At 37.7% G+C, this 12,665-nt stretch carries 13 protein-coding genes and 1 pseudogene; 4 read left to right on the plus strand and 10 right to left on the minus strand.

Annotated elements, in window-relative coordinates; all coding sequences use genetic code 11:
• Positions 1-8: 8 nt before the first annotated feature.
• Positions 9-1,037, minus strand: coding sequence for a spore photoproduct lyase (gene splB, locus PH210_RS07200; protein ID WP_289984242.1), 1,029 nt, complete (start codon positions 1,035-1,037; stop codon positions 9-11).
• Positions 1,034-1,285: a transcriptional regulator SplA domain-containing protein gene (locus tag PH210_RS07205; RefSeq protein WP_289984243.1), complete on the minus strand. Its 252-nt coding sequence runs from the start codon at positions 1,283-1,285 to the stop codon at positions 1,034-1,036. Before PH210_RS07205 ends, splB begins: the two co-directional genes overlap by 4 nt.
• Before the next feature lie 170 nt (positions 1,286-1,455).
• Here PH210_RS07205 and PH210_RS07210 point away from each other — a divergent pair, with 170 nt between their 5' ends.
• From PH210_RS07210 to PH210_RS07220, 3 genes and pseudogenes are all read left to right on the plus strand, one after another.
• Positions 1,456-1,878 carry a pyridoxamine 5'-phosphate oxidase family protein gene (locus tag PH210_RS07210; protein ID WP_289984244.1) on the plus strand — a complete coding sequence of 141 codons (423 nt, stop codon included), beginning with the start codon at positions 1,456-1,458 and terminating at the stop codon, positions 1,876-1,878.
• A gap of 136 nt (positions 1,879-2,014) precedes the next feature.
• Positions 2,015-3,049, plus strand: coding sequence for a DUF3231 family protein (locus PH210_RS07215; RefSeq protein ID WP_289984246.1), 1,035 nt, complete (start codon positions 2,015-2,017; stop codon positions 3,047-3,049).
• Between the two features lie 12 nt (positions 3,050-3,061).
• Positions 3,062-3,507: pseudogene (locus PH210_RS07220) on the plus strand (hypothetical protein).
• A gap of 28 nt (positions 3,508-3,535) precedes the next feature.
• Here PH210_RS07220 and uvsE read toward each other — a convergent pair.
• From uvsE to PH210_RS07240, 4 genes are all read right to left on the minus strand, one after another.
• Entirely contained in the window at positions 3,536-4,501 is a 966-nt protein-coding gene (gene uvsE, locus PH210_RS07225) for a UV DNA damage repair endonuclease UvsE (protein WP_289984247.1), read from the minus strand.
• A 64-nt stretch (positions 4,502-4,565) separates the two neighbouring features.
• Positions 4,566-5,150 (minus strand): 5' nucleotidase, NT5C type, encoded by a 585-nt coding sequence (locus tag PH210_RS07230; protein ID WP_289984249.1) that lies wholly within the window; start codon positions 5,148-5,150, stop codon positions 4,566-4,568.
• A gap of 12 nt (positions 5,151-5,162) precedes the next feature.
• On the minus strand, positions 5,163-6,257 hold the full coding sequence (gene ribD / locus PH210_RS07235) for a bifunctional diaminohydroxyphosphoribosylaminopyrimidine deaminase/5-amino-6-(5-phosphoribosylamino)uracil reductase RibD (protein WP_289984250.1): 1,095 nt from the start codon (positions 6,255-6,257) through the stop codon (positions 5,163-5,165).
• Complete coding sequence (locus PH210_RS07240; protein ID WP_223590087.1) at positions 6,250-7,008, minus strand: GTP cyclohydrolase II; 759 nt, start codon at positions 7,006-7,008, stop codon at positions 6,250-6,252. Before PH210_RS07240 ends, ribD begins: the two co-directional genes overlap by 8 nt.
• Before the next feature lie 136 nt (positions 7,009-7,144).
• Here PH210_RS07240 and dsdA point away from each other — a divergent pair, with 136 nt between their 5' ends.
• Positions 7,145-8,470, plus strand: coding sequence for a D-serine ammonia-lyase (dsdA, locus tag PH210_RS07245; RefSeq protein ID WP_289984252.1), 1,326 nt, complete (start codon positions 7,145-7,147; stop codon positions 8,468-8,470).
• Between the two features lie 776 nt (positions 8,471-9,246).
• Here dsdA and PH210_RS07250 read toward each other — a convergent pair.
• From PH210_RS07250 to PH210_RS07265, 4 genes are all read right to left on the minus strand, one after another.
• The gene (locus tag PH210_RS07250) at positions 9,247-10,044 is read right to left on the minus strand and encodes a hypothetical protein (protein WP_289984253.1); all 798 of its coding nucleotides are present in this window, start codon (positions 10,042-10,044) and stop codon (positions 9,247-9,249) included.
• Between the two features lie 110 nt (positions 10,045-10,154).
• Positions 10,155-11,630, minus strand: a complete 1,476-nt coding sequence (locus PH210_RS07255) for a pyruvate kinase (protein ID WP_289984255.1) — start codon at positions 11,628-11,630, stop codon at positions 10,155-10,157.
• 27 nt (positions 11,631-11,657) lie between these two features.
• Entirely contained in the window at positions 11,658-12,161 is a 504-nt protein-coding gene (locus tag PH210_RS07260) for a hypothetical protein (protein WP_289984257.1), read from the minus strand.
• Complete coding sequence (locus PH210_RS07265) at positions 12,145-12,630, minus strand: hypothetical protein (RefSeq protein ID WP_289984258.1); 486 nt, start codon at positions 12,628-12,630, stop codon at positions 12,145-12,147. The genes PH210_RS07260 and PH210_RS07265 overlap by 17 nt, the downstream gene beginning before the upstream one ends.
• Between the last annotated feature and the right edge of the window lie 35 nt (positions 12,631-12,665).

Consider the following 12,665-nt stretch of genomic DNA (forward strand, 5'->3'; position numbering starts at 1 on the left):
GTACCAGTCTATGTGAAATATTCCAATTTTGCATTTGGGAAAAACTTTTCCATATAGCCGTATAGGTGGGTTTTTAAATCCTCTTCTTCTTCTTTTTGATAAATGTATTTGCCAATCCCATATTTCCCCCATTTATATCTTCTTTTTTCTTCATCCAATTCTAATTTTGTCATCGGATAGTTTTTTTCAATTACTTTTTTTGCCGGTTTGGTAAAACGATGTTGAATAAATTCGAAGGTTAAGTCCTCCTTAGCCTCCGGAGGCAATTCTGCTTCCAAACGTTCAAACATATGTTTATACCCTTCCTCCCACCCCTCATGCAGGTAAATGGGAGCAACAATGAACCCAAGCGGATAACCGGCTCTTGCGACTTTTCCTGCTGCTTCAATCCTTTTAGCCAATGGCGAGGTCCCCGGCTCAAAGTTTTTAATGACATAATCGGCGTTAACACTAAATCTAAATCTTGTTCTCCCATTATGTTGCGCATCAAGGAGATGATCCACATGATGAAATTTCGTTACAAATCTAAGTTTTCCAAGTTCTGATTTTCCAAAATGCTCAATGGCTCTTTTTAACGTATGGGTTAAGTGATCAATCCCCACAATATCGGAGGTACAGGAGGCCTCAAACCTTGTCAGTTCCGGAGCCCGCTCCTCCATGTATTTATCGGCAGCTTCCAGAATCTCCTCGACATTCACGTATGTTCGGATATATGGTTTACTGCCCATTGTTGTTTGTAAATAACAATAGTGACAATGCCCCATACATCCGGTCGCGAATGGGATGGCATACTCTGCTGAAGGCTTAGAAGTATCGAATTTCAATGTTTTTCTTATTCCAACCACCAGTGTTGACTTTGCAACTCGATATCTTTGGAAGTCATTGTCACCGGGCAAATTTCTAACTTGATTATGGGATGTGGTATATCGGATTTCGACATCCATTTTTTCGAATTTTTCTAAAAGTTCTTTTCCTAATGGATAGTCCAGTGCATCCGGCTCAAAGTAAACCAATTTAGGCGTGAAAGGGTTATTCATTCCAACCTCCCTTCTGAAGCACTGCCATAATAATAATCAAAGGCTTGATTTGCCTCTTCTTCTGTAGAATAAACTGCCATATCATTGGAAAGCGGGTAATAGGTTTCGTACAAAAATAACGCTAATTCATTGGGCTGTTCAGGATTATTGACAACTGCAGCAGCTTGGATGTTTGCAACATCCTGTGTATGGGGATTTCGGTAAAAAACATAAACAATATCACCAGCATGGTAATTTTGACTTTCCATTCCATCACCTTTTCTTCTTCGCAATTAACCATTTGTAACTCATTATTAAAATTTTTCCCTTTTCGCAGCTAATATTATGTTTTCTTGATAATGGAAATTAATGATCGATTAGTATAGGTTAGTTAATTATGAGGAAATTAATATTGACTTTGAAAAAAGGAGCGGAATCCATGAACGATCAAAATTTAAAAGAGAAGGTTATCAAGATTATCTCTGATCACAAAACCGGTGTCCTTTCATCGGTCGAAAATAATAAGCCCCATTCACGCTATATGACGTTCTACAATGATGACCTTACCCTGTATACACCTACAAAAAAGGATACTGAAAAAATTGAAGAAATCGAGAAGAACTCATCCGTCTCTGTCTTATTAGGTTATGAAAAGAATGGACAAAGCGACGCCTATGTAGAAATCCTTGGAACATCTAGCATTAATGAGTCACAGAATCTTAAAAAGCAATATTGGGATGAATCATTCAATCAATGGTTCGAAGGCCCAGAAGATCCGAACTATGTGTTTCTTCAAATCGTGCCTGAAACTGTCCGGATCTTAAATCTTCATGGTGAACCGCCACAAGAAATTACTATATAAATCCATTTGGCTCTTTTTACTGATTATTTCAAATCTCAGTTAATAAAGCGCTCTTCCTGTTGAAGAGGTTTTACTGCCGAGTATAATACAATCTGAAGAGAATACGATCCTAAAGCGTGCATGAAGAGGAGTATCCATGAAAACAATTAAGCCAATTAAATTAGGTTCCTACAAAGAAGAGATTAGCGAACAATTAACTTCTGCAGAAATGGGGAAACTTTGGGCTACCTATATGGGAAACAGCATGTCAACATGCATTTTAAGTTATTATCTCCAACATGTGGAAGATAAGGATATTAAAACGTTATTAGAAAATGCATTAAGGCTAAGCCTAGAATTTATGAATACAACGAAAGGAATTTTTGAAAAGGAGAACTACCCTATTCCTAAAGGTTTTGGGGATGAGGACGTTAACCTTGGAGCTCCCCGTTTATATCAAGATCAATACTATGTTCATTATCTGAAATACGCTGGAAAAGCAGGTATGAGTATCTATAACGTTGCAATTCCTCTTGTCATTAGAAAGGATGTTAAAGAATTCTTTAGATACTGTATGGATGCCACAATGGACTTAATGGAGCAAATCAATGAAATTTTAATGAATAAGGGATTTATTATGAAACCTCCTTTAATTCCAATACCTGAAAAGGTGGAATTTGTTCATCAGGACTTTTTAAATGGTTTCCTGGGACATGTCCGTTCTTTACATGCCTTAGAAATTGCCCACCTTTACGACAATATTGAAAATAATGTAACGAGCAAGGCACTCATTTTGTCATTTGCACAAGTGGTAAAGGATGAAAAGATTCGGAAATTGTTTGAATGGGGCAGGGAAATGACCACCACAAGTATTGAACACTATATGAAAATGCTACATAATGAAAATTTACCTACTCCTTCTTTTTTGGACGATTTGGTGACAGCATCAACTTATTCACCATTTTCAGATAAATTAATGCTATTTCATAAAATGGATATGTTTTCAATGAAAATAAGAGCATTTGGTAATTCAGCTGCAGTTAACGGAAGGCATGATATTGCGCTAATGTATTCCAAGTCGTTAATGAAAATCGGACAATTTGTTGAAGCGGCAGCAAAAATTTTTGTTGAAAAAGGCTGGATGGAACAACCTCCGCATGCAGTAGATAGAAAAAAATTAGCATCTGAATGAGGTAAAACAAATGTGAATCCAAATGAAAAATTATTATGGAGCATTGCTTTCCCTGGTTTTGGTCAATTGCTTAATGGGAAGTATGTAAAAGGTATCCTCTTTATCTTTTTAGAATTTATGATCAACATCCGTTCACATTTTAACGAAGTAATCATGCTTAGTTTTAATGGGGAAATTGAAAAGACATTTCTTCGCACTGAATTCCAATGGCTAATGTTTTATCCTTGTGTTTATTTTTTTGCCATGTGGGATGCATATAATGATGCAGGTGGAGGCAAAGAACCTTATTCATTTCTGCCATTTGCACTTTCAGCCTTTTTTGTCACTGTGGGGCTTATCTTTTCAGCAAAAAAAAGGTATTCGGGATGCTGCTTGGAACAGTCTGGTTTCCAATGTTAGGTGTGATTCCTGGGGTTTTTATAGGGATATTAATGAAAAAAGTATTAAGAAGAGAATAAAGCTTGGCGAATGCCAAGCTTTTTTTGCCTATTTCAACAGAAAAGAAGAGCCATCAATGACTTCTACATCCCCTCGAGCTCTTATTTCCTCCATTAAATGAAAAAGTGCCTCATCTTTTCTTTTGGCTTCAATCATACAATCAATTTGTTTGATGCTCCCTTTTATTACATTTAAGAAATCAAAGAACATGTTATTGTCAACATAGTCGGAATGGTGGCGAAATTCTTTTTGGCTTTTTGGACTTGAAATATGCATTTTTATGGGCAGCGGAGAATACTTCCATGTATGAATGATCCGCTCCCAATTCACCTCCCAGTTTGGATTCTCATGATGGGCAAGGTGATGATGATAATCGAAAACGAGCGGTATTTCTAATTTTTCACATAAATAAAGAGTATCTTCAAGGGTAAAGGAAGTATCATCATTTTCAAGCATGATCATTTTTTGAATCGATCTAGGTACAGCCATCCAATTATCAACAAAGCGTTCCAGTGATGTTTCAGTTTCTTTATAGTTCCCGCCAACATGCATGACACAGCGGTGAGTTGGGTCAATCCCCATTCCCTTTAATAATAAATAATGCAGCTTTAAGGTTTTGATTGAATTCTTTAAGATGTGGTCCTGCTGGGAATTAAGTAAAACAAAATGATCTGGGTGGAAATCAACTCTCATCCTATGCTTTTTGACAAACTCACCAACTTCATGCAAACTTCTTTTTAGTGGTTTCATATAGTCCCAATCAAGCAGTTCTTCATGATTGGCTAAAGGGATTAATCGGGAGGTTAGCCGATAAAAATGAATGTCAGAAGCGGCATTATGCTTAAGGATACGTAATGTATTATGCAAATTTTCAAGTGATATTCGCTCTAATTTGCGAATTGCAGCCTCCCGATCATCAATTTTCTGGAATTGGGCGAAGGTCATTGTTTTGGAAGGGGAAGCGTTTTTCAGTTCCATGCTCATAGCTACATAACCGAGACGTACAATTGTCATTTGTTCACCTCATCAATGATTTAGAGAAAAAATAGCCTGTTCCATTTGGAACAGGCTGATAATATTAAACTTCCCTTTTTTCTATTTCGCACTCTAAAATAATAGAGAAATCTGACCAATTTACAATTCGCGGTAAATCCAAATCTCGATTATAGGATTGATCTCTTACAATAAGTTTTGTTGATTCTTGAAGTAGTGTATTTAGAACTGCCGGCTTATCATCGAAGTAATAATCCAGTTTTAAATTTTTGATGATGTCCACTTTTTCATGATCCTGCATCCCGTAGAAAAAACGATCATCACGGATGGGAAAACCCCGTTCCTTCATCCATTCCATTGTCTGGTCCCGATACCCCTTTGGCCTTGAGGTAATGTAATAGATCTCATGCCCTTGTTTATCAAGTAGCTGCAACGTTTCAACCGCTTCGGGATAAGGCGGGCAGGAGGTAAAATAAATTTCTTCTAATGATTGCTTCCACATTTCCTTCCCCTGTTCATCCGTTAACCCAAAAGGCTCATGGATCTCCACTCTTTTCAGCTCGTTAAAATGCTCAATCGGTACCTTCTGATTCAATTTTTTATTATAAATATGGAAAGCGTGCTCCCTTAAATTTATTAACGTATCGTCTATATCAAAGCCGAATTTCATTTTAATTACCCCTCATTTTTGGTAAAGCGGATAGCCGATAAATTTAAAATCCGGCCCGATGTTGGTAAAAGATCCACCCGAAAGCTCGACAGCCTCACTCATTTTTTCAAAACCTTCCCCCTCTAGGAAGGTTGGGGCATGCTTACCACCGATTAGTTTAGGTGCAAAATAGAGGACCACTTTATCAATGAGTTGATTTTCTAAAAAAGATGCGTTGATTGTTCCCCCGCCCTCAATTAATAAAGAAGAAACCAAATTTTCTCCCAGGATATGTACAACATCATTAGGATCAACATGTTTGGATCCGCTGGTTTGAAAAACCTTTATTCCTAAAGATAATAATGCCGCTTCCTTTTCCTTATCGTAATTCTTACTTGTAAAAATCCATGTTTCTGCCTGTTTATCGGTGACAACTTTAGATTCTAAAGGTATTTTTAATGCGGAATCCATTATGATACGGATTGGGTTGCGTCCATTTGGAATCCTTGTTGTCAACTCAGGATTATCCTTGATGACGGTATTGGCACCGACTAGAATCGCCATATTTTCATTTCTAAGATGATGGACATCTTTTCTAGCTTCTTCTGAAGTAATCCATTTACTGTGGGAGGTATGAGTAGCGATTTTGCCATCCAAGGTAATTCCTGATTTCAAAGTTACAAATGGCTTTTTCTTTACAATGAATTTATTAAATACCTCATTCATTTGTTGGGATTCCTTTTCACGAACCCCAATTATGACTTCAATCCCAGCATCCTCAAGAATTTTAACACCGTTTCCGGCAACGATGGGATTAGGATCAAGTGTTGCAATCACTACTCGTTTAAGGCCTGCCTCTACAATGGCAACGGCACAAGGACCTGTTCGTCCCTGATGGGAACAAGGCTCCAGAGTTACATAAATGGTACCTCCCTTGGCTTTTTCGCCCGCCATCCTCAGGGCATGGATTTCCGCATGCGGTTCACCGGCCTTTAAATGGGCTCCGATTCCAACCACCCGGTTGTCATTGACAATAACAGAACCGACCAATGGATTTGGATCTGTCTGTCCTTTCATGGCCCTTGCATTTTGCAGGGCCAAATCCATATAAAATTCATGACTAGTCATTTGGGCAAGACCCCTCTTCTTCTTTTAAATGACCGGAGCGATTAATTTTTGTCTGAAGGTATTTTTCATTATACTCAGATACATCTCCCCATAATGGCCTTCTCCCTGAAACAGGTAAACCGGAATTCTTTAAAGCATCTAATTTTTTAGGATTGTTAGTCATAAGAGTAACTGGCTTGGAACGTAAGGCTTTAAGGACTTGGATAGCATCGCTGTAGTTTCTAGAATCATCTACAAACCCAAGTGCTTGATTGGCTTCAACGGTATCATAGCCATTTTCCTGAAGAATATAGGCCATTGCCTTGCTGAATAGGCCAATCCCTCTTCCCTCATGGTTCGCTAAATAGAATAAAGCCCCTGTTCCATGTTCAACAATCATTTTCATGGATTGTTTCAATTGATATCCGCAATCGCATCTTTTACTGCCAAAAATATCTCCAGTGTGACAGATGGAATGCATCCGAATGATCGCATCATCGCCGAATTCAAAATCCCCGTAGGCAAGGACACTGGATTGCTGAAATTCTGCTAAATTGGCGGAAGAAAGTTTGTCAATGATCCTTTCAAAATCCTCGGTTACTTCGTCGCAATTTAGCCAGCAATACCATTTGAAAATTACCGTTTCACCATATAAATTAACAGGAAGCCGAATGGGTCCAACTAAATAGATAGCTCCTTTTTGCGTTTTAATTAATTGAATTTTATCTTCTAAAACCGAAAGAACCTTTGGCTCTAATTTGGTTTGCTTCAAATGAAATCCCCCTTTTTTATTTATTATTTGTTAAAGTTTCAAAAAAACGCAAGGAATATGACTAAAAAAGAGGGTGGTTACAACTGTATTCCTACGTTAAACTATAAATAAAGATAATGATGTGGAGGTTCTTTTTTTGGAGAAGATTAATTTATCTATTGAACAGTATCCTTTATTAAAAAGCCTTAAATCCCTTAAGGAAGAGCTTTGGCTTAATCCAAAAATCGAAACTTTTCATTCAGGAATGGAAAAGTCGCTGGTAACTTTTGAGGATGTATTGGATGCAGAAGAAAGATTAAACCGTTTTGCGCCTTATATTGCCAGCGTTTTCCCTGAAACAAAAGAGGCTAATGGCATTATTGAATCACCATTAATTAGAATACCTTCTATGAAGCAAAACCTAGAAGGTGATTACGCCCAATCGATTTTAGGTGAATTACTGTTAAAATGTGATAGCCACCTTCCTATCTCTGGATCAATTAAAGCTCGAGGCGGCATTTATGAAGTCCTTAAACATGCGGAAACTTTAGCCTTAACACATGGACTGTTAACGCTCAAAGATGATTATTCCATCCTTGATAGTGATCGCTTTCGGACCTTTTTCTCGCAATTTTCCATTGCTGTAGGTTCTACTGGAAATTTGGGATTGAGTATTGGCATTATCAGCGCCAAGTTAGGCTTTAACGTGACAGTTCATATGTCCGCCGATGCCAAGCAATGGAAAAAAGATTTGCTGCGCAGTAAAAGTGTCACAGTTATTGAATACAGTGCAGATTACAGTAAAGCGGTTGAGGAAGGACGAAAACAAGCAGAAGCGGATTCTTTCTGTTATTTTGTCGATGATGAAAACTCACACGATCTTTTCTTAGGTTACGCAGTGGCTGCATTACGCCTGAAAAATCAATTGGAAAAGTTGGACGTGATCATCGATGAAAATCATCCCTTGTTCGTTTATCTTCCATGTGGTGTCGGCGGAGGGCCAGGAGGGGTCGCCTTTGGTTTAAAATTAGTGTTTCAAGATCATGTCCATTGTTTCTTTGCAGAACCGACTCACTCTCCTTGTATGTTACTTGGCTTAATGACAGGACTACACGATAAAATCGCGGTTCAGGATATTGGAATTGATAATATTACAGCTGCCGATGGTCTAGCAGTGGGCAGACCTTCGGGATTTGTCGGAAAAGTCATCGAGCCGTTTTTAAGCGGCATTTATACGATTAGTGATGAACAAATGTATAAGCTATTAAAGGATTTAGTGGATACGGAAAAGATCTATTTAGAACCTTCAGCATTAGCCGGGATGATTGGTCCAATTAAATTAGGCCAAGATGGGACGGATTATTTACAAAAACATCATTTAACAGAAAAAATGAAAAATGCTGTTCATATCCCTTGGGCCACCGGCGGAAGCATGGTGCCAGCTGATATTTTGGAGCAATATTATCAGCTTGGACATCAATAGGGAAACGCCATTCACTTCAAACAATATCAGGCTATCGAAATACTTTCGATAGCCTTTTTTTATTCTTTTTATTTAACAATTCATTTTTAAAATAGTCTGTTGATTTGCGCTCCAGGCGCTTCGCTTTCCGCGTGCGTGCCGGGGAGCCTCCTCGTCGCTGCGCTCCTGCGGGGTCTCCCCTGCCCCGTACTCCCGCAGGAGTCTTCGCGCCTTCCGCTCCAATCAACAGAGTGTTTTTAATAACAATCTTTTATTTACCTATTAAAGGATGAATAAGTGGTGAATTCATTGTTTAAGCCAAAAGGGACTAGCCAAAATGAACATGATTTTGTATCTATCGATGAATTTGTACCGATGACCATCTTCTTCGCTTGATTGATAAAAATATTGCCTTTTCGGTGTGTCCTTATTATAACGATAATAATGAATGCTCCAATAATCCCTCTAATTCTTTTTAATGATGAAGATAAAGGTTATCTTTATGGCATTCAATCTGAACGTTAAGTGGACAAGAATCTAATTTAGCCAGTTTGGAAAAGTTGTGTGTTGCAATTCCCTTGTTGGTCTTACCTCCCTGTTGATTGGAGCGGAGGGCACTCGACTCCTTCGGGATAAAGAGGTCACTGGAGACCCCGCAGGCGCCAAAGCGCCGAGGAGGCTCCAGGACCTCCCCGCGGAAAGCGAGTGCCCGCAGCGGAAATCAACAGGACTGATAGCAGAGACAATCTATTCAAAAAGATTCAAAAAAAACGCCATCCACTTCGAATGGCGTTTTTTTAGAGTTTCAGTTTCGTAATAAAAAACAATTCGTTTTGGAACATATCTAATAGATCTTCGAATTTGGAATTAATTAAATGAGGAAAAAGATTTTCGAGTGCTTCGTAGTAATCCTGGCCTAATACTTCGCGGAGAATGACATACTTATTAAAAAGCAGTGCTTTTTCAAAATCAATACCCAGCTCATAAAGTCCTCTAAACAAGTCTTCCTTAGGTATTTTTTTGATTTTCCGATAAATCTTTTCATTTTTTTCAATAAATTTTTCATTTAAGTAATGGGTTACATAATCAGTATAGATCATTTGGCCAATTTCATTGGTTTCTTTCTTGGAATAATTAAAACCAATTACACGGTCCCCTTTATTTTCACGAATGATAAAAGTTTTATTCCCTTGTAAATGGGTAATGAAATTTTTAACGCTTTTATCAAAAATTTTGTTAAATTGAATGATTTGATGCAGTTTCACCGCAAAGTCTTTGTGTTCCTCGCCGACGACAAAAAGCCGGTCCACGATAGGTAAAAGCTTTAATACTCCTTCGGATAACTGGCTTGAGGCATCATAGATGATGATATCGTGTTCCTTCTTCATCTTTTTTACTTTTTGTTTTTGTTCCGCCAGAGTTAGCTTGGAGAATTCATGGAGGAGATGATTCGAAGGATCCTCTTTTTCTAGGGAGCCATAGGAAATGAATGCAACGGATAAATTAGTGTTCGTTTTCAGCCAATGAAATACAGACAAGGACAATTCTGTTACGCCCGACTTTGCTTTTGGCGAATAAAAGCCAACCAAATACACTTTTCTCACCTGCCTTTTATTTAATAATATTCAAAGGGAAAAGAATGGGTATAGACATTCCCCCGATACCACAAAAAGAGCCGAACACAACCGCGTCGTCTCTTTTTCTACTATAAGATTTGGTGAGTATTTGAGTATGTCCTTGGTGAAAAACTTTGTTCTGTTTGCAGCATATTTCTAAGCATTTTTAAGGACTCAATTATATAAGGACCTTTGTTTAGCATGATACATGCAGCTTGCTTTCCATATGAAGCATCGGTCATTTCTGCACGAGATGGAATGCCTGTTTTTGTTAATTTCTCTAAAACACCTGTTGCCCAAATGGCTGGGATATAAGCGGCAGAGCAAATTTGAAGGATATCATCCTGGACACTGGCCAAGTTTTCCGGTCCTACTTCCACAGCTAAATCCCCTCTTGCGATCATAATACCAAAGCTTTTAAACTTTAAACCTTCAAGAATAATTCTAGCTGTCTGGTGAACCGCGTCCTTTGTTTCGATTTTTGCCACAACCGCGAGATGCATTCCATCATATCTTTTCATTGCCTCACGAAGTTTTTCCAAGTCTATAGGAGAATGTACAAATGATATTCCCACAATGTCGGCATGCTCGATAATAAAGGGTAAATCATGAAGGTCCTTTTCCGTTAAAGCGGGAACATTTAAGCTTGGAAGTGAATCAGGCAGATTTACACCCTTTCCTTCCTTTATTCGAAGGGATTTATTAGCCGGTGTTTGAATGTTAATTTCAATGTAATTTGATGTAATATGCTGGACGACTCCCTTGATTTTACCATCATCGATAAATATCCGATCCTTTAATCTGACATTACGAAACGCTTTTTCAAGTGTAACGGGAACACCAGCGGGACCATCAGTCGAAGCCGGGTGCCCTGGCTTTTCAGGGTCAAGGTATAAACGCAAAATGTCGCCTTTTATGACAGAAATTTCGACCTGCTGAAGCTTTCCGATTCGCACTTTTGGACCTGCCATGTCCATGTATATTTTGCAAGTGCGATGATTATAAATCCCCTCGTCCTTTAACTTTTTTTCCGCCTCTCGCAATCCTTCGATGATTTGTTTCCAAATCCCTTGATGATTGTGTGCACAGTTAATCCTGGCGATATCCATTCCGTTCAATAATAATTCTTTCATCACTTCAGGTTCGTAAATCATTTTGGCATCTAAAGTAACCATTATTGCAGAATGAAGCTGCTTCTCCCTTTTTCCAAAAAGCTCTTCAGATTTTCTTTCTGAAATTTGTTTTGCATCAATCGGTGTGGGAATAGAGAGTCTGGCAGGTGGCGCTGTTTTAACATTAAGGTGGTTTAATATTTTTTCCATCGTAAATAAAACGTGCAAGTTGGAGAATTCCAAAGGTGTAAGCCCTTCAGCCGCTAATGGTATATACAATTCACGTAAATGAAGTTTTCGAAGTGCTAAAAAGGCAAGCAAGTTATCCCGATTTTGCTGCCCATCTTCCAATGAGAATTTTTCTAATGCCATTTCACTTTCTTGAATCACTTGATGATAAAGGTTTAATACTTTTTGAGATAGTTCTTGTTGGTTAATTGAGACATTAACCACACTATTCACTTCCTTGTTAACACTGAATTATCCATTTATTTTATTATTCAAGGATGAAGAAAGTGAAAAGTAAATGAGAAGAATGGTTTGTATTATCATATAAACGTGAAAGGACCAATACATTTTATAACCCTTCTCATAATGATAGAGACCGATTTTTAGGCCGATCCATTCAATTAAGACCGAAAAACCGGACCAAATTAAGATATATAGAATTGTATAAAAACCTTTGATTCTTAACCTTTTGTAAAAATACACAAAAAAATAACCATAGGGTCCGTTCATGACATAAGTTAAAAAATCCATTACCTCATAACTGGATTTATCATTCACATCATATAGATCCCAGGGGCTGACACTGGTGGTATGATCAAAAAAGGTAACAAAGAAAATTCCAAATAGATAATAAGCTATCCCTTCTATCAACGGAAAAATTTTTGGTAAAACGAATATAATCACATTTAATCCAATGATACTGACAATAACAAACCATTCATTCCAATCAAAGGATGTATCATATACCACTTTCATGGTCTTTGCTCCTTTTTTGAGCATATAAAACAAGTCTGGTGAGTACTAAACCAATGAGCAAATAACAACAATGGACAATAAAACCACCAATATGAGTCCAATGGGTATACCGAATGATCTTGAAATAAATAAACAAAAATTCAAGTCCATTTAAGAGCAGTAAAAAGAATAAAAAGGACAAACTCTTTTTGTATGTATCTCCCACATTTAAGAATGCATTAACAAATAGAAGCACAATTATAGGAATCAAGATGTCCCGATATAAGAGAAAAGCGATAAATAAAAATGGATCTTGGGTTGATTCAATCTTATCCAAATTGATTGTCATTATCGTATTATAATTGGTTGCGGCCATGGCTAAGACCATATAAACCATTGAGTTTTGTAAAAAGGACAATGCTTTATGTTGAAAGAAGAAAAATAGACAAAGGATTAAGGTAATTCCAATCGATACTGGCAGGCCAATCAAAATGAACTCCTCCGAATTCCATCGTTCTCGATTTT

It is taken from the genome of Paenibacillus sp. BSR1-1 (genome assembly GCF_030403775.1).
Taxonomy (GTDB): Bacteria; Bacillota; Bacilli; order Bacillales; family Cytobacillaceae; genus Neobacillus.